The sequence below is a fragment of the Pelagibius litoralis genome (genome assembly GCF_011683915.1).
In the GTDB taxonomy this organism is placed as follows: domain Bacteria; phylum Pseudomonadota; class Alphaproteobacteria; order Kiloniellales; family Kiloniellaceae; genus Pelagibius; species Pelagibius litoralis.
In genome coordinates this window covers 142886-165744 of record NZ_JAAQPH010000004.1, presented here as the reverse complement: position 1 = coordinate 165744, position 22859 = coordinate 142886, and the positions used below count along the sequence as shown (strand labels likewise).

Annotated in this window: 22 protein-coding genes; 11 read left to right on the top strand and 11 right to left on the bottom strand. The window is 65.2% G+C overall.

Translation table 11 applies throughout. The features are described 5' to 3' along the window. Window positions 1-96 precede the first annotated feature (96 nt). The 7 genes from rsfS (at window position 97) to HBA54_RS06750 (ending at window position 7421) form a co-directional block, all read left to right on the top strand. Window positions 97-450, top strand: a complete 354-nt coding sequence (gene rsfS / locus HBA54_RS06780; RefSeq protein WP_167223071.1) for a ribosome silencing factor — start codon at window positions 97-99, stop codon at window positions 448-450. A gap of 105 nt (window positions 451-555) precedes the next feature. Then, on the top strand, window positions 556-1014 hold the full coding sequence (gene rlmH, locus HBA54_RS06775; protein WP_167222723.1) for a 23S rRNA (pseudouridine(1915)-N(3))-methyltransferase RlmH: 459 nt from the start codon (window positions 556-558) through the stop codon (window positions 1012-1014). A 70-nt stretch (window positions 1015-1084) separates the two neighbouring features. Further along, window positions 1085-2659, top strand: coding sequence for a 2,3-bisphosphoglycerate-independent phosphoglycerate mutase (gene gpmI / locus HBA54_RS06770; protein WP_167222721.1), 1575 nt, complete (start codon window positions 1085-1087; stop codon window positions 2657-2659). Window positions 2660-2661: 2 nt separating this feature from the next. Continuing rightward, entirely contained in the window at window positions 2662-4050 is a 1389-nt protein-coding gene (locus HBA54_RS06765) for a murein hydrolase activator EnvC family protein (protein WP_167222719.1), read from the top strand. Then, window positions 4050-5351, top strand: coding sequence for a S41 family peptidase (locus HBA54_RS06760; protein WP_167222717.1), 1302 nt, complete (start codon window positions 4050-4052; stop codon window positions 5349-5351). Before HBA54_RS06765 ends, HBA54_RS06760 begins: the two co-directional genes overlap by 1 nt. Before the next feature lie 163 nt (window positions 5352-5514). Further along, entirely contained in the window at window positions 5515-6930 is a 1416-nt protein-coding gene (locus HBA54_RS06755; RefSeq protein ID WP_167222715.1) for a divergent polysaccharide deacetylase family protein, read from the top strand. Then, complete coding sequence (locus tag HBA54_RS06750; RefSeq protein ID WP_205944460.1) at window positions 6930-7421, top strand: RNA pyrophosphohydrolase; 492 nt, start codon at window positions 6930-6932, stop codon at window positions 7419-7421. Before HBA54_RS06755 ends, HBA54_RS06750 begins: the two co-directional genes overlap by 1 nt. Before the next feature lie 17 nt (window positions 7422-7438). Here HBA54_RS06750 and HBA54_RS06745 read toward each other — a convergent pair whose 3' ends face one another. The 7 genes from HBA54_RS06745 to HBA54_RS06715 form a co-directional block, all read right to left on the bottom strand. Next, window positions 7439-8257, bottom strand: a complete 819-nt coding sequence (locus HBA54_RS06745) for an acyl-ACP desaturase (RefSeq protein ID WP_167222713.1) — start codon at window positions 8255-8257, stop codon at window positions 7439-7441. A gap of 149 nt (window positions 8258-8406) precedes the next feature. Then, the gene (locus tag HBA54_RS06740; RefSeq protein WP_167222711.1) at window positions 8407-8811 is read right to left on the bottom strand and encodes a F0F1 ATP synthase subunit epsilon; all 405 of its coding nucleotides are present in this window, start codon (window positions 8809-8811) and stop codon (window positions 8407-8409) included. Window positions 8812-8852: 41 nt separating this feature from the next. Then, a complete protein-coding gene (atpD, locus tag HBA54_RS06735; protein ID WP_167222709.1) occupies window positions 8853-10274 on the bottom strand; it encodes a F0F1 ATP synthase subunit beta in 1422 nt (473 codons plus the stop codon). Window positions 10275-10329: 55 nt separating this feature from the next. Further along, window positions 10330-11223: a F0F1 ATP synthase subunit gamma gene (locus HBA54_RS06730; protein WP_167222707.1), complete on the bottom strand. Its 894-nt coding sequence runs from the start codon at window positions 11221-11223 to the stop codon at window positions 10330-10332. A 49-nt stretch (window positions 11224-11272) separates the two neighbouring features. After that, on the bottom strand, window positions 11273-12805 hold the full coding sequence (gene atpA, locus HBA54_RS06725) for a F0F1 ATP synthase subunit alpha (protein WP_167223067.1): 1533 nt from the start codon (window positions 12803-12805) through the stop codon (window positions 11273-11275). Then, window positions 12805-13365 (bottom strand): F0F1 ATP synthase subunit delta, encoded by a 561-nt coding sequence (locus tag HBA54_RS06720; protein ID WP_167222705.1) that lies wholly within the window; start codon window positions 13363-13365, stop codon window positions 12805-12807. The genes atpA and HBA54_RS06720 overlap by 1 nt, the downstream gene beginning before the upstream one ends. Before the next feature lie 343 nt (window positions 13366-13708). Continuing rightward, on the bottom strand, window positions 13709-16021 hold the full coding sequence (locus HBA54_RS06715) for a primosomal protein N' (protein ID WP_167222703.1): 2313 nt from the start codon (window positions 16019-16021) through the stop codon (window positions 13709-13711). A 151-nt stretch (window positions 16022-16172) separates the two neighbouring features. Here HBA54_RS06715 and fsa point away from each other — a divergent pair, with 151 nt between their 5' ends. The 3 genes from fsa to HBA54_RS06700 are packed head-to-tail and all read left to right on the top strand — an operon-like array spanning window position 16173 to window position 18620. Further along, the gene (fsa, locus tag HBA54_RS06710; protein ID WP_167222701.1) at window positions 16173-16862 is read left to right on the top strand and encodes a fructose-6-phosphate aldolase; all 690 of its coding nucleotides are present in this window, start codon (window positions 16173-16175) and stop codon (window positions 16860-16862) included. After that, window positions 16855-17643, top strand: coding sequence for a DUF484 family protein (locus HBA54_RS06705; protein WP_322095988.1), 789 nt, complete (start codon window positions 16855-16857; stop codon window positions 17641-17643). Before fsa ends, HBA54_RS06705 begins: the two co-directional genes overlap by 8 nt. Further along, window positions 17616-18620: a tyrosine recombinase XerC gene (locus tag HBA54_RS06700; protein ID WP_167222699.1), complete on the top strand. Its 1005-nt coding sequence runs from the start codon at window positions 17616-17618 to the stop codon at window positions 18618-18620. Before HBA54_RS06705 ends, HBA54_RS06700 begins: the two co-directional genes overlap by 28 nt. Here the strand turns inward: HBA54_RS06700 and HBA54_RS06695 are convergent. Both HBA54_RS06695 and HBA54_RS06690 read right to left on the bottom strand, forming a co-directional pair. After that, the gene (locus HBA54_RS06695) at window positions 18599-19096 is read right to left on the bottom strand and encodes a GNAT family N-acetyltransferase (RefSeq protein WP_167222697.1); all 498 of its coding nucleotides are present in this window, start codon (window positions 19094-19096) and stop codon (window positions 18599-18601) included. The genes HBA54_RS06700 and HBA54_RS06695 overlap by 22 nt on opposite strands. A gap of 3 nt (window positions 19097-19099) precedes the next feature. Continuing rightward, the gene (locus tag HBA54_RS06690) at window positions 19100-20314 is read right to left on the bottom strand and encodes an MFS transporter (RefSeq protein WP_167222695.1); all 1215 of its coding nucleotides are present in this window, start codon (window positions 20312-20314) and stop codon (window positions 19100-19102) included. A 141-nt stretch (window positions 20315-20455) separates the two neighbouring features. Here HBA54_RS06690 and HBA54_RS06685 point away from each other — a divergent pair, with 141 nt between their 5' ends. Next, the gene (locus HBA54_RS06685; RefSeq protein WP_167222693.1) at window positions 20456-21130 is read left to right on the top strand and encodes an HAD family hydrolase; all 675 of its coding nucleotides are present in this window, start codon (window positions 20456-20458) and stop codon (window positions 21128-21130) included. Between the two features lie 37 nt (window positions 21131-21167). Here the strand turns inward: HBA54_RS06685 and HBA54_RS06680 are convergent, their stop codons facing one another. Continuing rightward, window positions 21168-21791, bottom strand: a complete 624-nt coding sequence (locus HBA54_RS06680; RefSeq protein WP_167222691.1) for a LysE family translocator — start codon at window positions 21789-21791, stop codon at window positions 21168-21170. Window positions 21792-21970: 179 nt separating this feature from the next. Then, complete coding sequence (locus tag HBA54_RS06675) at window positions 21971-22837, bottom strand: isocitrate lyase/PEP mutase family protein (protein WP_167222689.1); 867 nt, start codon at window positions 22835-22837, stop codon at window positions 21971-21973. Window positions 22838-22859: the final 22 nt, after the last annotated feature.

Sequence of the window (22859 nt, the reverse complement as noted above, 5' to 3'; positions counted from 1 at the left end):
TGAGAGTGACAACAGGACAGGAGACTTAAGGTCATACTGCAAGACACCGGGCCCTTTGAGGCCGACCAGCAAGATGCCCTCGCCAAGAGCCGGCATCTGCTGAACTTGGTTCAGTCGTCCCTGGAGGACGACAAGGCAGACGACATCGTCGCCATCGAACTCGCCGACAAATCCAGCATCGCAGATTTCATGATCATCGCCAGCGGCCGTTCCGTACGGCAGGTCGGCGCGATGGCGGGGCATCTGCGCGAGAAGCTGAAGGCCGCGGGCGTGCAGGGTATCGCCGTCGAAGGCCTGGAACGCTGCGACTGGGTGCTGGTCGACGCCGGCGATGTGATCGTTCACCTCTTCCGACCGGAAGTCAGGGAGTTCTACAATCTTGAAAAGATGTGGGGCCTGGACCTGCTGCCGAGCGAAGAGGAATCGGGGGTAACCGCCGGCTCCGCCTGAGCCAGCCCCTGAACGAACAATGCCGCCCTGCGGCGCTGCCCGGCCCCGGGATTGCCTGGCCTGAACCAGCGGAACGGGACGGCCGGTTGAATTTGGACGCGGGATATGCGCATTACACTGGCTGCCGTCGGCAAAGCCAAAGCCGGGGTCGCAAGGGAACTCTACGATCACTACGGCGCCCGCCTGCGCTGGCCGCTTGCCCTGAAAGAGGTGGAAGAGCGGCGACCCCTGAAGCCGGAAATTCTGAAAGAAAACGAAGGCGAGTTGCTGCTGGCCGCCCTGCCGCGCGACGCCAGGGTGATCGCCCTGGACGAAGGCGGAAAGGACTTCAGCAGCCGCGACTTCGCCACCCTGCTCGGCCGCTGGCGGGACGAGGGCGTGCAGGACCTGGCCTTTATGATCGGCGGCGCCGACGGCCTGTCGAAAGCGGCGCGCCAGGCCGCCGATGTCACGCTTTGCCTGGGCCGCATGACCTGGCCTCATATGCTGGTCAGGGGCCTTCTGGCAGAACAGCTTTTCCGGGCCGAGAGCATTCTTTCCGGGCATCCCTATCACCGGGACTGAGCCCGTTGGCGGGAACCGGCGCGGCCATGATATAACCAGCAACAAGACCCTGACGACCAAGGTAGCCAGCATGACCGAAACCGCCGCCCAGCCGCCCGTTCCCAAGCCCGTTATCCTCTGTATCCTGGACGGCTGGGGGCACCGCACAAGCTGCGAGAACAACGCGATCTGCGAGGGGCCGACGCCGAACCTGGACCGCATGCTGGAGGAACTGCCCCACGCCCTGGTCGACGCCTCCGAAGGTGAGGTCGGCCTGCCGAGGGGCCAGATGGGTAACTCGGAGGTCGGCCACATGAACCTCGGCGCCGGGCGCGTGGTGATGCAGGACCTGCCGCGCATCGACGCCGCCGTCGCCGATGGTTCCTTCGCCCGCATGCAGCCCCTGCAGGACGCCATCGCCGCCCTGAAGCAGTCCGGCGGCACGGCTCACGTCATGGGACTGATGTCGCCTGGTGGCGTCCACTCCCACCAGAACCAGATCGCCGCACTGTCCGAGGTGCTGGCCGGCGCCGGCATCCCGGTGGCGGTGCATGCCTTCCTCGACGGCCGCGACACACCGCCGCGCAGCGCCCTGGACTTCCTGAAGGCCTTTCAGGCCAAAGCCCCCAACGCCAGGATCGCCACGGTCTCCGGGCGTTACTACGCCATGGACCGCGACAAGCGCTGGGCAAGGGTCGAAAAGGCCTACTGCACGCTGGTGCAGGGCGAGGGGGAGCATGCCGGCGATGCCCTGAAGGCGATCGAGCAGAGCTATGCGGCGGAGACCAGTGACGAGTTCGTGCTGCCGACCGTAATCGCCGACTACAAGGGTATGGCCGACGGTGACGGCCTCTTCATGGCCAACTTCCGCGCCGACCGCGCCCGCGAAATTCTGACCGCCCTGCTCGACCCGGCCTTCGACGGCTTCCAGCGGGGCAGGCAGGCTTCCTTCGCCTGTGCCCTGGGCATGGTGGAATATTCCACCCAGTTGAATGCCTTCCTCGCCACCCTGTTCCCGCCGGAAGATCTGGCCGAGACCCTGGGTGAAATCGTGTCAGAACACGGCAAGCGGCAGCTTCGCATCGCCGAGACCGAGAAGTACGCCCACGTGACCTTCTTCTTCAACGGCGGCCGCGAGGATGTCTTCGATGGTGAGGAGCGCATCCTCGTGCCTTCGCCCGATGTCGCCACCTACGATCTGCAGCCGGAGATGTCCGCCCCGGAGGTCACCGACAAGCTGGTCGAGGCTATCGGATCCGGCCGCTTCGATCTTGTGGTGGTGAACTACGCCAACGGCGACATGGTCGGTCACACCGGTGATCTCGTCGCCGCCATGAAGGCGGTGGCCTGCGTCGATACCTGTGTCGGCCGCCTGGCAGAGGCGGTGGAGAAAGCCGGCGGCTGCATTCTGTTGACCGCCGACCATGGCAATGCCGAACAGATGACTGACGAGAGCACGGGTCAGGCGCACACCGCCCACACCATGAACAAGGTACCGCTGTTGCTGATAAACGGCCCCCAGCAGGTGACGGGCCTGAGCGAAGGGCGCCTGGCAGACATCGCACCGACGATACTGGACCTGATGAACCTGCCGCGCCCGGCGGCGATGACGGGAAACAGTCTTCTGAAAACCAAGTCCGCGCTCGGCGAAGCGGCAGCGGAATAGCTTTGCGGCCCCCACCCCCTCCTGCCGTTGGACTTTGCCGTAACCGGCCGCTGCTTGCCGGTCTCAGCCTGATCGGGCTCGCCGCCGCGCTGCTTTGGCCGGCGCCGGCGCCGGCGCAGCAAACAGAGAGCGATCTCCAGGCCTTGGAGAGAACCCTTCAGGAAGACCGCGCCAAGGCCGAGGCCCTGACGAACGCCGCCCGGGAGTTGACCGCCGAGGTCGAGGGTTTGCGCGAAAAAGCCATCGCCACCGCCGCCCGGGCCCAAAGCCTGGAGAGCGAGATCGGCGCGGCGGAGCAGAACCTCGCCGCGCTGGACCGCGAAGAGACCGAGAAAACCGACCGCCTCGCAAAGCGGCGCAATCAGCTGGCCCTGACCCTGGGGGCCCTGCAGCGACTGGCTCTGCAACCGCCCGAAGCCGCGCTCACCAGAGCCGAGCAGCCCATCGACAGTGCCCGGGCGGCCATGCTGCTGCGCGTTGCCGTACCGGAGCTTGAGGCACGCGCCAAGGTGCTGCGCGAGGAATTGGGCGACCTGGCGATCCTGCGCGCCCGGATCGCCATCAAACGCGACGATCTCAGCGCTGCCCGCGGCGCCCTCGGTTCGGAGCGCGATCGTCTGTCAGCCCTGGTCGCGCGCAAGGCGAATCTGCAGGCCCGCACCGAAAGCGAGCGCCTGGCGACCGAGGAACGCATCGCCCGCATGGCGCGCGAGGCCGGTGATCTCAGAGAATTGATGGAGCGCCTGGAGGTCGAAGCGGCCGAGCAGCGGCGTCTGGCCGAACAACAGCGCCTGGCGGAGGAAAAGCGACTGGCCGAACAGGAACGTTTGGCCGAGGCCCGCGCCGCGGCACAGCAACGCCAGGCCGCCGAGGAGAGTGAACGCCTGGCGGCGGCGGCAAAACAGGCGGCGGAAGAGGCGAAAGCGGCCGAAAAAGCCCAGCAAACCGCGCGTCTTGCCCCACCACGCAGCCTGCGCCCCTTCCCTGAGGCCGCTGCGAGCCTGAGCATGCCGATGCGCGGTGAAATCGTCCGCCTCTATGGCCAGGAAGACCCCTCCGCCGGGGAAACCAGCAAGGGAATCATCATCCGCGGCCGCCCCGGCGCGCAGATTATCGCCCCCTTTGACGGCAGGATCGCCTATGCCGGGCAATTTCGCGGCTACGGGCAAATCTTGATCATCGACCACGGCGAGCGATATCATACCATACTTGCCGGTCTCGACCGGATCGATGCCGTGGTCGGACAGTGGGTTCTGGCTGGCGAACCGGTCGCGCAGATGAGCGACCTAGCCGGCCGCAATCCGGAGCTTTACTTGGAACTTCGCCGTACAGGACAGGCTGTCAATCCACTGCCCTGGCTGGCGACCAACGATGACAAGGTGCGAGGTTAATGCGCAAACTCCAGATCACGGCCCTGGTGGCCGCCCTCTTTATTGTCCTTCCACAGGTCTCTGTTGCTCAAGAAGATCGCTCGGAAACCTATCGCCAGCTGAAGCTGTTCAGCGACGTCTTCGAGCGTGTACGCGCCGACTACGTCGAGGAGGTGACCGACGAGCAGCTCATCGAATTCGCCATTCAGGGCATGCTCTCGACGCTCGACCCGCACTCCAGTTACCTGAACGCCGATTCCTTCGGGGACATGCGCGTTCAGACCAAGGGTGAATTCGGCGGGCTCGGCATCGAGGTCACCATGGAGAACGGCTTCGTGAAAGTCGTCTCGCCGATCGACGACACCCCGGCCGCGCGGGCCGGTGTCGAACCCGGCGACTTCATCACCCATCTGGACGGCGAAGCGATTCTCGGCCTGACCCTGAACGAAGCCGTCGAAAAGATGCGCGGTCCGGTGAACACCGACCTGAATCTGACCATCCGCCGTGAAGGCCAGGAGCCCTTTGACCTGACCCTCACCCGCGACGTGATCAAGATCCGTTCGGTCAGAAGCCGCGTCGAGGACAACGTCGGTTACGTTCGTATCACCACCTTCAATCAGCAGACCACGCCCGGCCTGAAAAAGGCGATCGAGGAGATCAAGGCGGAGCTTGGCAGCGAGCTGAAAGGCTACGTGATCGACCTGCGCAACAATCCGGGCGGCCTGCTGGATCAGGCCATCGACGTTTCCGATGCCTTCATCGGACAGGGCGAGATCGTCTCCACCCGGGGCCGCGTCGTCGACGATTCCCAGCGCTTCAATGCCAAGGGCGGGGACCTGGCCGAGGGGCTGCCGATTGTCGTCCTGATCAACGGCGGCTCCGCCTCTGCTTCCGAGATTGTCGCCGGCGCCCTGCAGGATCACCGCCGGGCCATCATCATGGGCACCCGCTCCTTCGGCAAAGGCTCGGTCCAGACCATCATTCCGCTGGGATTGAACGGCGCCATGCGGCTGACCACCGCCCGCTACTTCACGCCTTCGGGCCGCTCCATCCAGGCCCTGGGCATCGATCCGGACATCCTGGTCGAAGCCGCGACCATCGAAACGCCGGATACCAACGGGCCGGGCCGGCGCGAAGCCGATCTGCGCGGCGCCCTGGACAACCCCAACGGGGAAAACGGCCTCGACGAGGGAACGCCCCCGGTGGAGGGCGAGACAGAACCCCACGCGCTGTCGGAAGCCGCGGCGCAGGACTATCAGCTGGCCCGTGCGATTGACCTGCTGCGCGGTCTGGCCCTTTACAACCGGCGTGTCGTAAACTAGCGAAAGGGAACGAACGCTGCTTCGGCGCCGGGGGGGCGCCGGAAAGCGGGCCGTTAGTGGAGCCCGGTATAGGAACATGACGAGTCGTCTCTGGACAACTCGCTGGCAACAGCGCCGCGCGCACCCCGGGTGCGCGCGGCCTGTGGTTTAAGGGCAGTCGGTCTTGCGCAAGCTTTCACCTGGTTCTTTGCTGCTGATTGCCGCCTGGCTGATCGTCCTGGGGGCGCTGGGCGGCGGGCTGGGCTATGGCCTGCTCAACCCCGCACCGCCGGTGGCCGAGCCGGTGAGTGTCGCCATGCCGGCGCCGGAACCCCTGGCCGAAACCCCGCCAACCACCCTTGCCTTGGATGATGCCGCTCCGATTGAGGCGACCCCGGGCGAGAGTGAGGCCGCGCCACAGGCGCCAACGGCAGAGCCGGGGCAGACGGATTCGGAGGCACCCGCCTCAGAAGCTGCCGGCCCGGCTCCCGACGCGGAAACACCGCCGGCCGCGGCACCCGAGACCCCCATCGCCGAAGCCCCGGTCGAGGAAACACCAACCGAGGAAGCTGAAAAGGCGTTGAAGCCCCCGACGGAAACACCGGCCGAAGCACCGGCAGCCGTTGAAACGCCCCCTGAAACCACCGAGACGGCCCCCACCCAAGAGGGCCAACATGACGGCGGCAAGACCGTTGCCATCCCAAAGGCGAAACCGGAACCGCCGGCCGCCGCCGTAGAAGAGGCCGCCAAGGCGGTGGCAGCGGAGCAGGCCGCAAAGGCCGAAGGGGAGGCTGAAGGAGAGGCCGGCGCGCAACCGGCGGACCAGCAGGCCGTCAACGTTCCCGTCATTCCCCCCGCGCCCGAGGAATTGCCTTACTGGGAGCGCTATCGCCAACCCTTCAATACCGCCGATACACGCCCGCGAATCGCTGTGGTGCTGAGCGGTCTCGGCCTCTCCGACTCGGCGACCCAGGCGGCAATCGACAACCTGCCCCCGGCCATAACCCTGTCTTTCAGCCCCTATGCCCGTGGATTGGAGCGTTGGATCGCCCTTGCGCGCGCCCGCGGCCACGAGGTCATGCTGGACCTGCCGATGGAGCCCACGACCTTCCCCAGCGAGGACCCGGGGCCCCAGGCGCTGCTCACCAACCTGAGCTCTGAAGACAACCTTGACCGACTCGACTGGGTGCTCAGCCGCGGCAGCGCCTATGTCGGCGTCGCCGGCAGCATGGGGTCGCGCTTCACCGCCTCGCGCTCGCAGATGGCGCCAATCCTGGCAGAGCTGAAATCCCGCGGCCTGATCTTCCTCGATAATCGCACCACAGAGAAATCGGTGGCCCCGGCGGTCGCTGCCGAAATCGGCCTGCACACCGCTTTCAACAACCGCTCCGTCGACGAGCGTCAGGCAAGCCGCGTCGCCATCGATGCCAGGCTGGCGCAGATCGAACGGATCGCCCTTTCCGAGGGTTTTGCCGTGGCTATGGCACAGCCCTATCCGGTGACCCTCGACCGCCTGGCCGGCTGGTCGACCGAGCTGACCGCCAGAGGCTTCGTCATCGCCCCTATCTCCGCCCTGATCGATACGCAGGCGCAACGCTGATGCTGAGCGCCGAAGAGATCGCCAGGCTGCCCTACCGGCCCTGTGTCGGCATTGTTCTGCTGAACGCCGAAAACCGTGTTTTCGTCGCCAAGCGTATCGACGCGAGCAAAGACAATCCCCATGCCTGGCAGATGCCGCAGGGCGGCATCGACAAGGGCGAGGACCCGGAGCGCGCAGCGCTGCGCGAACTGCACGAGGAGATCGGCACCGACAAGGTGGCAGTGATCGGGGAAAGCCAAAGCTGGCTGCGCTACGACTTTCCGCCGGAACTGGTCGAAAAAGTCCGCCATGGCCGCTATCGCGGCCAGGAGCAGCGCTGGTTCGCCATGCGCTTCCTTGGCAAGGACAGCGATATCGACCTCGATACCGAGCATCCGGAGTTCAGCGACTGGCGCTGGGAAAACCTGGAGAACCTGCCAGCGCTGACCATCACCTTCAAACGCGACCTCTATACCGCGATCGTGCAGGAATTCCGGCATCTGGTGGCGTAAGACGCCGATGCAGAAAATCAGGCCCCGGCAGCAGTCCAGCGGCTGCGCAGCTGCATGAAGCCGAACAGCAGGCGCGACAGCGGCCCGGTAACCGGGTTCTGCGGGTTCAGCCCGGCGGCCTTGAACGTCATCGAGACGGCACGCCGCACGTGGCCCAGCTGGTAGCAGGCATAGGCCCGCTTCATGTAGGCCCGGCCATGCAGTTTACGGCAGTAGGGACGTTGGTGCTCGTTGGCGGCATAGAACGCATAGGCAAGTTCGTCGTCCTCGCTTTCGCCGACACGGCTGACAGCAACGGCCAGGCGGCGCCACCTGCCGATCTGCTCGTGCTCGAGATAGCGCTTCAGGTGCGTGTAGAAGAGCTTGTAGTGCCGCAGCTCGTCCGCCGCGATGTTGCGGCAGATGGCTTTCAGGACCGGCTCTTCGGCGATGCTTGCAATGGAGGCATAGTAAGAGGAGGTGCCGACCTCTACGATGCAGCGCGCCACCAGTTCGCCGGAGCGCGAGCCGCGCACGGACTGCGGCGCATCGACGGTAATCTGATAGCCGTCACGAAAGCGCTGGAAGCTGGCGTCGAAGTCGAAGCTCTCATCCGCCAGGCTGGCCCATTTCGCCAAGGCCGCACCATGCTGGACCTCTTCGCGGGCCCAGAGTTTGGCCGCCGACTGAAACGCGGCATCGTCAGGGAAAACATTGCACAAGTAGTCGGCGTAGATTCCGCCGTTGTACTCCACCAGGCTGGCCGCCTTGATGATCTTGACCAGTTCCGGATCAACCTTTGTGCGATCAAACGCCTGCCAGGGAATGTCGTCGAGGTTCCAGTGACTTACCGCCATCGAAAACGCCTGCACCCAATTCCTAAGCCAATTGACCGTGTAACGTCTTTATGAAGCTTTGAGGACGGGCGCAATCTACCACAGGGTCGTGGACAATCAACCGCTTCAATCCTGGCACTCTCTTGTGCGGACGACGCCCAAACAGTGGCTTAGCCCGCCGCCTTCAACATGGCCTCGGCAACGGCGATCCGCCGCTCCACCGCCACCTTCTCCGCATCGTCCTTGGCGTCCAGCAGATCGTCGCGGGCATCGCTCAGCCTCTGCTCCGTGGCGCCCCGGTCGATTTCACTCACTGCAACGGCCTCTTCCGCCAGCACCGTACAGCGGACCGGCGTCACCTCGGCAAAGCCGCCGGCGACGAAAATCGACTCGGTGACACTGCTGCCTTCGTGCACCTGGATCACACCGGGCCGCAGGGTCGAGATCATCGGCGTGTGCCGCTCGAGGACACCGAAGTCGCCCTCTTCGCCGGGCACCACCACCATCTCGACCTCCTGAGACAGCAACAGGCGCTCGGGAGAGACCAGTTCAAACGCGATCTTGCCTTCGGCCATGATTTTGCCGTCCGTTTCCTATCTATACCGCCGCAAAGGCCCTAGGCCGCTTCCACAGCCAGCTTGCGCGCCTTCTCGACCGCCTCCTCGATGGCACCGACCATGTAGAAGGCAGCCTCGGGCAGGTGATCGTACTCGCCGTCGCAGATGCCCTTGAAACCGCGCACCGTATCTTCGATGGAGACCTGCACGCCGGGGCTGCCGGTGAAGACCTGGGCAACATCGAAAGGCTGCGACATGAAGCGCTGGATCTTGCGCGCCCGGGCCACGGTCAGCTTGTCCTCTTCCGAGAGCTCGTCCATGCCCAGGATCGCAATGATGTCCTGCAGCGCCTTGTAGCTCTGCAGGATACGCTGCACTTCGCGGGCGACGTTGTAGTGCTCTTCACCAACGACCTGGGGATCGAGAATACGGCTGGTAGAGTCGAGCGGATCGACCGCCGGGTAGATACCCAGCTCGGCGATCTGGCGCGACAGCACCGTGGTGGCGTCCAAGTGGGCGAAGGAAGTCGCCGGCGCCGGGTCGGTCAGATCGTCGGCAGGCACATAGATGGCCTGCACCGAGGTGATCGACCCCTTCTTGGTGGTGGTAATGCGCTCCTGCAGCGTGCCCATGTCGGTGGCCAGCGTCGGCTGATAGCCCACCGCCGAGGGAATGCGCCCGAGCAGCGCCGACACCTCGGAGCCCGCCTGGGTGAAGCGGAAGATGTTGTCGACGAAGAACAGCACGTCCTGGCCTTCCTCGTCGCGGAAGTACTCCGCCTGGGCCAGGCCGGTCAGGGCGACGCGGGCACGGGCGCCCGGCGGCTCGTTCATCTGGCCGAAGACCAGCGCCACCTTTGATTCACCCTCCAGGTTGATAACCTCGGATTCCATCATTTCATGATAGAGGTCGTTGCCCTCGCGGGTCCGCTCGCCGACGCCGGCGAAAACCGAATAGCCGCCGTGGGTCTTGGCAACGTTGTTGATTAGCTCCTGAATCAGCACCGTCTTGCCGACACCGGCGCCGCCGAACAGGCCGATCTTGCCGCCGCGCGAATAAGGCGCGAGCAGGTCGACGACCTTGATGCCGGTTACCAGCATTTCGGATTCAGTCGACTGCTCCGCGAATTCCGGTGCCGAGCGATGGATCGGCGCGCGGCCAGAAGCATTCACCGGCCCGCGTTCGTCGATCGGCTCGCCGATCACGTTGATGATGCGGCCGAGCATCTCGGGACCCACCGGCACCGTGATCGGCTCGCCGGTATCGGTCACTTCCTGACCGCGAACCAGACCTTCGGAGGCGTCCATGGCGATGGTTCGCACCACGTTGTCGCCCAGGTGCTGCGCGACCTCAAGGATCAGGCGCTTGTTGTCGTTGGTGGTTTCCAACGCATTGAGGATCGGCGGCAGGTCGCCGGCGAACTGAACGTCCACCACCGGGCCCATCACCTGGGTAATTTTGCCAACGAGATTTGCTGCCATCTTCTTGCTCCTTGGTGCCCGCTGCGCCCCAGCGGGCGCGGCCTGCGGTCCGCCGTTACATTGCTTCCTTAGCGGAAATAATCTCAATCAGTTCGCCGGTGATCGCCGCCTGACGCGTGCGGTTGTAGACCAGCGTCAGGTTGTTGATCATGTCACCGGCATTGCGTGTCGCATTGTCCATCGCGGTCATCCGCGCGCCGTGTTCGCTTGCCGCGTTCTCCAGCAGGCCTTTGAAGACCTGTATGGAGATGTTGGTCGGCAAAAGCGCCGTGAGAATCTCTTCTTCGCCCGGCTCGTATTCATAAACCGCGCCGTTCAGCCCCTCTTCCTGATCCTCGCCCTCGTCGCTTTCGGGTGCAGCGAAGGGGATCAGTTGCTGCGGCGTGACGATCTGCGAAATCGCCGAACGGAACTCGGCGTAAACCAGGGTACAGACATCGAACTCACCGGCCTCGAACATGGTGACGATACGCTCGCCAATCGCTGCCGCCTTGTCGAAGGAGAGCTTCGGCTTGGCGATGTCTTCGACGGTGCCGATGATCATGCTGCCGAAATCGCGGCGCAACTGGTCCCGGCCCTTACGCCCGATGCAGAAGAACTTCACCGTCTTGCCCTGGTCGATCAGGGTGTGGGCCATGCGCCGCGCTTCGCGCACGATGGAGGTGTTGAAGCCGCCGCAAAGGCCGCGGTCGGCGGTCGCCACCAGAATCAGATGGATCTGGTCGCTGCCGGAACCGGCGAGCAGCTTGGGCGCCCCCGCCTGGCCGGCAGCTGCCGCCGCCAGAGAGCCCAGCATCCGGTCCATGCGCTCCGCATAGGGGCGCGAGGCCTCGGCCTGCTCCTGGGCCCGGCGCAGCTTGGCCGCCGCCACCATTTTCATGGCGGAGGTGATCTTGCGCGTCGACTTAACGCTGTCGATCCGCACTTTAAGGTCTTTGAGATTCGGCATAAGCCGTGCCCCGCTCCGCCTTTTCTAGTGGATCAAAAACCGTCTGCGATCAGGCCGCAAAGGTCTTGGCGAAGGAATCGAGGAAGCCCTTCAGCTTCTCTTCCGTCGCATCGGATATCGCCTGCTCGCTGCGGATCGCCGCCAGGATGTCGGCGCCGTCGGCCCGCAGTTTTGCCAGCAGCTGCGCCTCGAAAGCCGTGACCTTGTTGACCGGCACGTTATCGACGTAGCCGCGCACGCCGGCGAAGATCACCGCGACCTGCTCCTCGACCGCAAGCGGCGAATACTGCCCCTGCTTCAACAGCTCGGTCAGGCGCGAACCGCGTGCCAGAAGGCGCTGGGTGGCCGCATCGAGATCGGAGGCGAATTGCGAGAAGGCCTCCATCTCGCGGTACTGGGCCAGTTCCAGTTTGATCGTTCCGGCAACCTGCTTCATCGCCTTGATCTGCGCGGCCGAACCGACACGGCTGACCGAGAGGCCGACGTTCAGCGCCGGACGCACGCCCTTATAGAACAGGCTGGTTTCCAGGAAGATCTGACCGTCGGTGATCGAGATCACGTTGGTCGGAATATAGGCCGAGACGTCGCCGGCCTGGGTTTCGATGACCGGCAGGGCGGTCAGGCTGCCGTTGCCGGCCTCGTCGCCCATCTTCGCCGCCCGCTCCAACAGGCGGGAGTGAAGATAGAACACGTCGCCCGGGTAGGCTTCGCGGCCCGGCGGGCGGCGCAGCAGCAGCGACATCTGGCGGTAGGCGACGGCCTGCTTGGAAAGATCGTCGTAGATGATCACGGCATGGGCGCCGTTGTCGCGGAAGAACTCGCCCATGGTGCAGCCCGTGTAGGGCGCCAGGAACTGCATCGGCGCCGGCTCGGAAGCCGTCGCGGCAACCACGATGGAGTATTCCAGCGCGCCCTGGTCTTCCAGGATCTTCACGAACTTGGCGACCGAAGAGCGCTTCTGGCCGATGGCGACATAGATGCAGTAGAGCTTCTTGGAGTCGTCGTCGCCCTGGTTAATCGGCTTCTGATTGATGATGGTGTCCAGCGCGATGGCGGTCTTGCCGGTCTGGCGGTCGCCGATGATCAGCTCACGCTGGCCGCGGCCGATGGGGATCAGCGCGTCGATGGCCTTCAGGCCGGTCTGCATCGGCTCATGCACCGACTTCCGGGGAATGATGCCCGGCGCCTTCACATCCACGCGGCGGCGCTCGGAGCTTTCGATCGGGCCCTTGCCATCGATCGGATTGCCCAGCGCATCGACCACGCGGCCCAGCAGGCCGCGGCCCACCGGCACGTCGACGATCTCGCCGGTCCGCTTGACCGTGTCGCCTTCCTTGATGCCGCGGTCCTCGCCGAAGATCACGACGCCGACGTTGTCGACTTCCAGGTTCAGGGCCATGCCCTTGATGCCGCCGGGGAACTCGACCATCTCGCCGGCCTGCACATTGTCCAGACCGTGGATACGGGCCACGCCGTCACCGACGGAGAGAACCTGCCCGACCTCGGCGACGTCGGCCTCATTGCCGAAGTTTTCAATCTGGTCTTTCAGAATGGCGGAAATTTCCGCGGCGCGGATGTCCATCATCCGACCCCTTTCATGGCGAGTTGAAGTCGTTGCAATTTGCTGCGCAGGGAGGAATCGACCATTCGGCTGCCGACCTTCACGATCAGACCGCCGATCAACGCCGGATCGACCGTCAAGTCAAGCTGGACCTTGTCGCCGACCGTTGAGCGCAGTGCGTTTAGGAGTGCGGCCTGCTGGCCGTCGGAAAGATTGCGGGCCGACGTGACCTCTGCGGTAATCTCGCCGCGCCGGCGCGCCAGCTCCGTGAGATAGCCTTCGATCATCGCCGACAGCGCAAAAAGACGGCTGTTGCTGGCCACCACCAGAACGAAGCGGCGGGTCAGCTCACCGAGCCCGGCCTTGTCCAGGATAGCGGCAACAGCCTTACTCTGCTGCGCCCGCGAATAGATCGGGCTGGTCAGAAGCCGGCGCAGATCCGCGCTCTCGGCGATCAGGGACCGCAATTGCTGCAGATCCCCGGCGACCTCGTCGAGCGCCTTGCGCTCGTCGGCCAGATCGAGCAACGCGGCGGCATAGCGCCCTGCCAGGTCGCCCAAGCTCGTGTTATCACCAGCCAAGCCCGATTTCCTCGAAAGTCCTTGTTACCTCTGCCCGCCCGGCCAACTCATTATCCGGAAATCGGTTACTTAACGCCTGCCGATCCCCCTGAGCCTTGCACACAGCGGTCTCCCCGCCGACGAGCGCGGGTTTGGTATCATAGCTGAAAGGGTGTTGCAAGGAACCTAGACCTGCTTTGAAAGGGCAATCCGGACACCACATTTATGCGGCTTACGATGCGCTTCAAGGCAAGGCCGCGCGGGCCGTCCTAACCGATCAAAGCCACGCCGGAAAGCTATCAAGCCGGAGCCGCCGGGCTAGAGCACGTTCCAACCGATTGGAGCCATTTGGTCGGAACGTGCTTTAAAGAAAGCTATAGGGGTCGATGTCCACCTGAAGGCGAAGATTCGACGGCAGTTTCACATCGCCAAGCCATCCTGACAGCACCGCCTGCAGCCGGAAGCCACGCGGTGCCTTGATCAGGAAACGCCGGCGATGACGCCCGCGCAGCACGGCCAGGGGCGCCGGCGCCGGCCCCAGGACGCTAAGACCCTCGATCCTGGGCACTCTGCGCGCCAGGGCCGAGGCCAGGGCATCGACCTGCCGGGCGTCCGGGCTGGACAGGATCAGCGCCGCCAGACGGCCGAAGGGCGGCAGGCCGGCGTTTTCACGCGCCTGCGCCTCTGCGGCCAAAAAGGGATCGCGCTGCCCGCCGGCCAGGGCCTGCATCACCGGATGCTCCGGCTCACTGGTCTGCAGCAGCACACGGCCGGGCCGCTCCGCCCGACCGGCGCGCCCGGCAACCTGATGCAGCAGCTGATAGGTCCGCTCCGCCGCCCGCAGGTCGCCGCCATAGAGCCCGAGGTCGGCATCGACCACGCCGACCAGGGTCAGGTGTGGAAAGTGATGTCCCTTGGCGACGATCTGGGTGCCGATCAGCAAATCGATTTCCTGCGCCTGCACCGCGCGCACCATCTCGGCAGCGGCATCGGGCCCGGTCAGGGTATCGCTGGTCATCAATCCCAGACGCGCTTGCGGGAACAAGGCCCTGGCCTCCTCCGCCAGCCGCTCGACGCCCGGTCCGCAGGCCGCCAGGCTGCCCTCCGCGCCACAGTCCGGACAGGTCTTCGGCAGGCGGCTGGCAAAGCCGCAATGGTGGCACTGCAGACGACCGGCCAGGCGGTGTTCGACCAGCCAGGCGGTGCAGTTGGGGCACTGCAGCCGATGGCCGCAGGCGCGGCAAAGGGTCAGCGGCGCGTAGCCGCGGCGATTGAGGAACAGCAGAACCTGCTCGCTGGCTGCCAGGGTCTCGGCCATGGCAGCGCGCAACGCCGTGGAAAGCCAGGCCTGGCCGCCACCCGGCCCCATTCCCTCCAGACGCGGTGGCTTATCTTCCAGCAAATCCACCAGGTCGATCCGCGGCAGCAGCGCGCCGCCATGGCGCTCCGGCAGCTCCAGACGGCCATAACGGCCGTTCTGCACATTGTTCAGGGTTTCGATCGACGGGGTGGCCGAGGCCAGGATCACCGGGATCTTGCCAAGCTGGGCCCGCACCACGGCCATATCGCGGGCGTGATAGGCGACACCGTCTTCCTGCTTGAAGGCGGCTTCGTGTTCTTCGTCGACCACAATCAGGCCGAGGTCGGAATAGGGCAGAAAAAGCGCCGAGCGCGCGCCGACCACCACCGAGGCGCGACCGAAAGCCACGGCGCGCCAGATCGCCCGGCGCTGCGCCGAGGTCAGGTCCGAATGCCACAGCGCAGGGGCGACGCCGAAGCGCGCCTCAAAGCGCTCAAGCCACTGCGCCGACAGCGCGATCTCCGGCAACAGCACCAGGGCCTGGCGCCCAGCGGCCAGGGCGGCGGCCAGGGCTTCGAAATAAACCTCGGTCTTGCCGGAGCCGGTGACCCCATCCAACAAGGTAACGGAGAAATCCTGCGCCGCTATGCAACCATGCAGAGTCTCGCAGGCGCTGGCCTGCCGGTCGGAAAGCGCCGGCCCGGCAAGATCGAGGTCCGGAACCGGAAAACCGGGCTCGCGCTGCAGGCTGACCGCCTCGACCAGGCCGGCCTTCACCAGTCCTTTCACGACAGAGGTGCCGACTCCGCCGGCGGCCGCGGCTTCGGCCAGGGCCCGCGCCGGCCCTTCTTCAAAAACCTCCAGCAGGCGCCGGCGCGCCGGGGTCAGGCGAAAGCCCTGCGGCGGCGGCGCCTCGCTGCGGCGGTAGAGCGTGAGCGGACGCGGCGGCTGCAGAGCCGCAGGCGCAGACAAGGCCATGCGCAGCACCGCACCCGGCGATGCCAAGGTGTAGTCGGCAACCCAACGCAGGAAGCGGCGGGCGACCTCGGTCAAGGGCGGCACCGGTAAAACCTCCAGCACCGGGCGAAGCCGCTCCAGCGGCAGGGCCGATTCGCCGCCCGGACCGGGCCGGCCTTCGTCCGGTAAAATCTCCCAGACCACCGCCGAAAGCTCGCGCTTGCCGAACGGCACCGCGACCACCGCGCCGGGCTCTACGGCCATGTCCGGTGGAATCAGGTAGTCGTAGGCGCCCGCCAAGGGCAAGGGCAGCAAGACGGCAGCCCGCCGCGGATTGCCGGGGTCGACAGCGGTTTCCTTCTCAAGAGGCGTATCTTCCTCCAGAGGCAGGGTGGCAGTGCTGGCAAGGCGCTTGGGCATGGGCTACACTCTAGCCGAGGGCTGAGGGAAGGGCCATCGCCCGGCAGGTCAACGCCGGCGCGCGGCAATGGGCAAAGTCGATATGCGGCAATTTGGCGAAGCCGGCAACCGGCTATGAGAAGCCCGCTATGAGAAGGATGAACCAGCAAGCATGAAGTTCTTCATCGATACCGCCGACGTGGCGGAGATTCGCGATCTGGCGGCAACCGGACTGGTGGACGGCATCACCACCAACCCTTCCCTGATCGCCAAGAGCGGCCGGGACTTCTTCGAGGTATTGCGCGAGATCTGTGACGTGGTGCCGGGACCGGTCAGCGCCGAGGTCACCGCCGTCGACTTCGAGGGCATGGTGACCGAGGGACGCAAGCTGGCGGCCCTGGCATCGAACATCGTCGTGAAGGCCCCCCTGACGGTGGACGGCCTGAAGGCCTGTAAGACGCTGAGCGACGAGGGCACCAAGGTCAACGTGACGCTTTGCTTCTCGGCCGCCCAGGCGATCCTGGCCGCCAAGGCCGGCGCGACCTACATCTCGCCCTTCGTCGGGCGCCTCGACGACACCGGGATCGACGGCCTGGAACTGATCGCCGACATCGTCGAGATCTACGAAGCTTACGAAGACTTCACCACCGAGGTGCTGGTCGCCTCTGTCCGCAACAGCGGCCATATCATCGAAGCGGCCAAGATGGGCGCCCATGTGGCGACCATCCCGCCGGCGGTGCTGCGGGCGATGTACAAGCACCCCCTGACCGACAAGGGTCTGGAGGCTTTCCTGGCCGACTGGGCCAAGACCGGACAATCGATCCTGAGCAGCGACGACAGTTCCGAGCGCCGCAGTGCCTGAGAGCGAATCCCAGGGAACCGAAGGCGCCGACAAGGCCGGCGCCAAAAAATCCGAAAAGCAGAAGACCGGGGCGGAACAGAACGGCGCCCTGGCGCTGCCGGTATCCAACGATCAGGTCGCGGCCTACCTGCGCCGTCATCCGGATTTCCTGGCAGACAATCCGGAGCTGCTGGACCTTCAGCATCCGCCCGCCCGCGCCCAGGGCAAGGGTATCGTCGACCTGCAGCAATTCCAGGTCCAGCGCCTGCGCGACGAGGTCGGCAGCCTGACCTCTCTGCGTGATGAGCTGATCGCCGCCGGACGCAGCAACCTGTCGACCCAAAGCCGCGTTCACCAGGCCATCCTGGCGATCCTGAACGCCCGCAGCTTCGAACAGTTTGTCGAAACGATCACCACCGACATGTCGGCAATCCTGGATCTGGATGTCGTCACCATCGGTGTCGAAAAAGCCGAGCCCGGCGGCACCTGGCAACCCACGGCTGGCGTCTACTGCCTGGAAGCCGGCAGCATCGACAAACTGCTTGGCCCGAACGGCAGCATCCTGCTGCGTGAAACGGTGACCGGCGATCCGGCGATCTTCGACGGCGCCGCCGGCCTGGTGCGCTCCGATGCCCTGATCCGCCTGAAGATCAGCGACACCACGCCGCCTGCCTTGCTGGCACTCGGTTCGCGCCAGTCCGATGCTTTTCACGACGGTCAGGGGACCGAACTGCTGACCTTTCTCTCCCAGGTGCTGGAGGTAACCTTCCGCGCATGGCTCCACCTGCCGCCAAAAAACTGACCCGGGCCGGAAGCGGCGTGCCTGCGGCGCCGGGCGCGGGAGTCCTAATCCCCGCCGCTGCCGACCTGCAGGCGGCGCTTCTGGATTGGCAGACCTGGCTGCGCGATGAAAAGCGCGCCTCCCCGCATACCCTGCTGGCCTATCAGCGCGACCTGCAGCAGTTCCTCACCTTTCTGACCGAACACCAGGGCAAGGCGGCCAGCCTGAAGGACCTCTCGGGGCTGACCGCGGCCGACTTCCGTGCCTGGCTGGCGGCTCGCGCCAACCGGGGCCTGGAGCGCAGCTCCACCGCCCGCGCGCTTTCCAGCCTGCGCGGCTTCTTCCGCTGGCTGACCAAGCACGAACTGGCGGAGAACGCGGCGCTGGCGACACTACGCACGCCGAAAGTCCCCAAGGCGGTGCCCAAGGCCCTGACGGCATCCGAGGCAGGCGAGGTCGTCGACACGGTCGCCGAACTGAGTGACGACGGCTGGACCGGCAAGCGCGACTGCGCCGTGCTGCTGCTGCTCTACGGCTGCGGCCTGCGGATCGGCGAAGCCCTTGGCCTGACGCGGGGCGAGGCACCGGAAGCGGGACAGGAAAGCCTGCTGGTGACCGGCAAAGGCAACAAGCAGCGCATGGTCCCGCTGCTGTCGGTGGTGAACGAAGCCATCGCCGACTATCTTGCAGCCTGCCCTTACGGCGGCGATGCGCGCTCACCGCTTTTCCTCGGCAAGCGCGGCGGCCCTCTGAGCGCCCGGCGGGTGCAGGAAAAGATGCGCGCGCTGCGTGGCCTGCTGGGCCTGCCGGAAAGCGCCACGCCCCACGCGCTGCGCCATTCCTTCGCCACCCACCTGCTGGCCGGCGGCGGCGATCTGCGGGCGATCCAGGAATTGCTGGGCCATGCCTCGCTGTCCACCACCCAGCGCTACACCGAGGTCGACGTCGCCGGACTGCTGGAGGTCTACGACCGCGCTCACCCCCGGGCGCGCCGGTAGTGCAGGCGCCCTAGCGCCGGTTCGAAACCCAGCTCTTCGAAGCCGGTTTTTTCCAGCACCCTGCGCGAGGCCGTGTTGTCGGCCTTGGCAAAGGCGTTGAGTTCCGGAAGCATCAGGGCGCGATCGGCAAGATCGACACAGAATTGCGCAAGCTCGGTCGCATAACCCCGGCCCCAGACACGGGGATGGAATGCATAGCCGACCTCCACGCCCCAACCCGGATCAAAAGGATCCTCGTAGATGCCGCCCCAGCCAATGATGCTGCGGTCCTGCTTGGTGCGCACGGTCCAGGGCGCATAGCCGTCCCGGCGGCGGCGGCGTTCGTGAACGGCGATGCGGCGTCGGCACTGGCGCAGGGAGGTATCGAGATGGGTGTGCTGCATGGCCTGCGGATCGCCAAGGAACTCGAAGAGTGCCGGCACATCCCGCAGCGTCGGCGGCCGCAGCAACAGCCGTTCGGTTTCGAGGCGGCCCATTGTTCAGGCGTTCCCGCGGCGGGCAAGCAGGGCCAGAATCAATGGCCCGGTGAAAACCCCGAGGCCGAGCAGCGCGAAGGCGAAGCCCCAGGCCAGTCCCTGATCGACACCGCCGCCGAGGTCCAGCACCACACCGAAGGCCAGGGGTGAGAGGAAACCCGCCCCAAAACCGAGCAGGGCATGGAGCGCCATGGTCGCCCCGCGGCGCTCCGGTGCGGCGGCAATCACCGCCCCGGCGGTGAGCGCACCGGAATCGGCCATGATGAGACAGCCGTAGACCAGCAGCACGGCGACCAGCAGCCAGAGCGGCGCCCCGGCGATGAAGCCCAGCACCAGGGCGATGCCGCCGGAGCCGATCATGAAAAGCGATACGATCCGCCGCCGTCCGAAAGCCGTCGCGATCTCATTGCCGAGGATCGACGCGGGCAGCCCCAGCAACAACAGAAGAGTAGCCACCTGGGTCGGCGACCAGCCCCCCGCCGCCAGCGCCGGCTGCTGCGCAAAGACGAAGACGAGGAAGGCGACCAGCCAGGCGCGGAAGCCGAAAAGCTCCCAGATATGGGCGGCATAGCCCAGGGTATAGGCGAGCGCCGGGCGATTGCGCAGCACCGGACGGAAATCGAACACCGCCGTGGGCGCCGCGCGGCGTGGCCGGGGCGCCAGGGGCCGCACGAAGACAACGACCAGCAGCAGAGAGACGAAGGACCCCAGGGCACCGACGACAAAGGCCCAGGACCAGCCGGCCAGGGCCGTTACCTCGCCCGCCGCGAAAACCGAAAGCGAGGCGCCGATACCGAAGTGCGCGGTGTAGATGGCAACCGACCGGGCCCGGCCTTGTTCCGGCAGGCGGTCGGACAGCAGCTTCAGGCCCACCATGTAGGTCCCCGCCAGGCCGATCCCGCCGAGAAAACGAAAGACCATCGCCGTCCAGAAGCCGCTGGCAAGCAAGGCAAAACCGAGGGCCGCCAGCCCGCCCAGCAGGCAGGAAAGCAGGTAGATACCGCGGGCGTCCTGGCGGTCCGTCAGGGTGACCAGCACCGGCACCGCCGCGGTGTAGCCGGCGTAATAGACACCACTGACCCAGCCGGCCTCGGTATTGCTGAGGGCCCAGAGCGGCTGAAAGACCGGGATCAACGCCGGAAAGGTCGCGTTGCCCAGCATACCCAGAACCTGGGTAAGGCAGAGCAGCGCAACCAGCCGCCAGCCCGTCAACGCCATTCCCCGCAATGCACACTCCCCATAATCCAAAAGCAGGCCCAGATGCAGGCCGGGGCCGGCCTTCGCGCAGCCTATCCACTTTCATGCTGCACTGCAGAAAAAAGGCCGCATGGCTGGCTTGCACCTGTTATAGTCATAGCCATGATTCCCGCTCTTGTTATTTTCGACTGCGATGGCGTGCTCGTCGACAGCGAAACCATTGCCAACCGCATCATGGCTGAGACCATCACGGCCACCGGCGTTCCGATCACCTATGAGGAATGCCGCGCCCGCTTCGTTGGCGGCACCCTGCAGCGCGTCGCCGATACGGTGGAGCAATGGCTCGGCAAGCCCCTGCCGGCGAACTGGAAGTCCGACTTCGAGGTCAGACGTAATGCGGCCTTCCGCAAGGGCCTGCAGCCGATCTCCGGTGTTGCCGCGACGATCGAAACCATCCTGCAGAATGAGATACCGATCTGCGTCGCCTCTTCCGGCAACCCGGACAAGATGGAACTGACCCTCGGCCTGACGGGTTTGCGCGGCTATTTCGGCGACAACATCTTTTCCGCCAACATGGTGGCCCGCGGCAAGCCGCACCCGGACATCTTCCTCTACGCCGCAGAGCAGATGGGCCAGATGCCCGATACCTGCGTGGTGGTCGAAGACAGCCTTCTGGGTACCACCGCCGGCATGGCGGCGGGCATGCGCGTGCTCGCCTACGCCGCCGACAATGACGAAGACGCCCTTACCGCCGCCGGCGGCCTGCCGTTCGCCGACATGGCGGAACTGCCGGGCCTGCTCGGCATCGATGAGAAGGTACCGGCAAGCGCTGACTAGACTCTTTCATAGTTTGACGGCACCGGGCGAAAGAACTCTAAAACACGGCTCCCAACAGAGATGGCACCATCCATACAACCAGCAGCAGCGCGATCACTATATTGAAAATCCGCAGCTTCCCCGCGTCGCCGAGCAGGCGGCGCAACCCCATGCCCAACATCACCCATAAGCCGATGCTTGGCAGATTCACGGCACCGAAGACCGCCGTCAGCAGCAACACCCTGGAGACGATGCTGTCGCCGGAGGACTCTCCTGCCGCATAGGAAACCACGATGATGAATCCCACGAGCCAGGCCGCTGGATTAACCATCTGAAAACCCAAAGCCTGCAGGAAGGAAATCGGCCGGGCTGCCGGCGTCCCTGCGTCGCCTTCCGGTACCGCGCTTCGGGCAACCTTCCAGGCAAGCCAGAGCACATAGCCTGCGCAGATGACCTTCAAGGTAATGAAGACGGCCGGCGGCGCGCCAAAAACCCTCTCGAAACCCAGACCAAAGACCAGGATTACGATGAGGAAGCCGAGGCTAATTCCCAGAAACAGCGGCAGCGACCGCCTGAGTCCGAAATTGGCACCTGAGGCCAGCAGCAAGAAATTGCTGGGCCCGGGCGCGATGGAAGCGTGGAAAGCAACGCCGACAAAAGCAAGAACGAGATCAAGGGTCATCGGGCACACCTTAGAACAAGACACTTAAACTTGAACGCAGAAGCCCACCCCGGATCTGACCCTTGTAACGGTTTTTTTTCCGTCCGTACCGAAAACCGGGTCTTGTCGATGAGAATAACATTCTGATCGCAAACCACAGCAGGCCCGAACCGTTATCGCCTTGGCAATGGGCGGGCCCGTCACGCGCCGCCGAGGAATTCCTTTATCGCGGCCTGATAGTCGGCTTCACGGCCAAGGCGCTTCATCAGCGCCGGCGGTGCCACACCCTCGAGATCAGCAGGCGCAGCGCCCTCACGCAACGCTTTGAGGGTGTCGTAAACCGCCTGTACCGCGGCCATAAAGGGCTGATGGCCCTGCAGACTGAGCCGCACCCCCATGCTGGAGAGATAGTCCAGGTTCTGGACCTCAGGCGCCGCACCGCCGAGGATGAGCGGCAGCTTGACCGCTTTTCTCAATGTCGCCAGCTGGTCTTTGGTCTTCACGCCAATCAGAAAAATGGCGTCTACCCCGGTCGCCTCGTAAGCGGCAATGCGGTGAACCGCGTCGTCGACACCGCTCAGCGAAAGCGCGCTGGTGCGTCCGGCGATCAGCAGATTTGGGTCGCTTCTTCCGGCCAGGGCCGCGCTCATCTTGCCAACCCCCTCCTCAATCGAAATAAGCTGCGCTTGGCCGGCGCCGCCGAAGGGCGGCGGCAACAGCGTGTCCTCAATCGAGAGTCCGGCGACCCCTGCGGTCTCCAGTTCCTCCACCGTGCGGCGAACGTTGAGGGCGTTGCCGTAGCCGTGATCGGCGTCGACCATCAGTGGCAGGTTGGTGGCACGATTGATCCGGTAGGCCTGTTCGGCGAACTCGCTCAATGTCAGAACGATCAGGTCCGGTGCCCCGAGCACCGCGAGCGAGGCAACCGAACCGGCGAACATGCCAACCTCAAACCCCAGATCCTCGGCGATCCGGGCTGAGAGTGGATCGTAGACGGAGCCGGGATGGACACAGCGGTCCCCGGCAAAGAGCGCGCGAAATCGCGCACGGCGCTCACTCCAACGCATAAAGCGGCCTCCCTGTCGGCAA

Coding starts and splice junctions, on each gene's coding strand:
- HBA54_RS06685 (WP_167222693.1), top strand. CDS start 20,456: ATGATTCCCGCTCTTGTTATTTTCGACTGCGATGGCGTGCTCGTCGAC.
- HBA54_RS06690 (WP_167222695.1), bottom strand. CDS start 20,314: ATGGCGTTGACGGGCTGGCGGCTGGTTGCGCTGCTCTGCCTTACCCAG.
- atpD (WP_167222709.1), bottom strand. CDS start 10,274: ATGGCAGCAAATCTCGTTGGCAAAATTACCCAGGTGATGGGCCCGGTG.
- HBA54_RS06740 (WP_167222711.1), bottom strand. CDS start 8,811: ATGGCCGAAGGCAAGATCGCGTTTGAACTGGTCTCTCCCGAGCGCCTG.
- HBA54_RS06715 (WP_167222703.1), bottom strand. CDS start 16,021: ATGCCCAAGCGCCTTGCCAGCACTGCCACCCTGCCTCTGGAGGAAGAT.
- HBA54_RS06680 (WP_167222691.1), bottom strand. CDS start 21,791: ATGACCCTTGATCTCGTTCTTGCTTTTGTCGGCGTTGCTTTCCACGCT.
- HBA54_RS06695 (WP_167222697.1), bottom strand. CDS start 19,096: ATGGGCCGCCTCGAAACCGAACGGCTGTTGCTGCGGCCGCCGACGCTG.
- gpmI (WP_167222721.1), top strand. CDS start 1,085: ATGACCGAAACCGCCGCCCAGCCGCCCGTTCCCAAGCCCGTTATCCTC.
- HBA54_RS06675 (WP_167222689.1), bottom strand. CDS start 22,837: ATGCGTTGGAGTGAGCGCCGTGCGCGATTTCGCGCGCTCTTTGCCGGG.
- HBA54_RS06750 (WP_205944460.1), top strand. CDS start 6,930: ATGCTGAGCGCCGAAGAGATCGCCAGGCTGCCCTACCGGCCCTGTGTC.
- HBA54_RS06700 (WP_167222699.1), top strand. CDS start 17,616: ATGGCTCCACCTGCCGCCAAAAAACTGACCCGGGCCGGAAGCGGCGTG.
- HBA54_RS06730 (WP_167222707.1), bottom strand. CDS start 11,223: ATGCCGAATCTCAAAGACCTTAAAGTGCGGATCGACAGCGTTAAGTCG.
- HBA54_RS06760 (WP_167222717.1), top strand. CDS start 4,050: ATGCGCAAACTCCAGATCACGGCCCTGGTGGCCGCCCTCTTTATTGTC.
- rlmH (WP_167222723.1), top strand. CDS start 556: ATGCGCATTACACTGGCTGCCGTCGGCAAAGCCAAAGCCGGGGTCGCA.
- HBA54_RS06745 (WP_167222713.1), bottom strand. CDS start 8,257: ATGGCGGTAAGTCACTGGAACCTCGACGACATTCCCTGGCAGGCGTTT.
- fsa (WP_167222701.1), top strand. CDS start 16,173: ATGAAGTTCTTCATCGATACCGCCGACGTGGCGGAGATTCGCGATCTG.
- atpA (WP_167223067.1), bottom strand. CDS start 12,805: ATGGACATCCGCGCCGCGGAAATTTCCGCCATTCTGAAAGACCAGATT.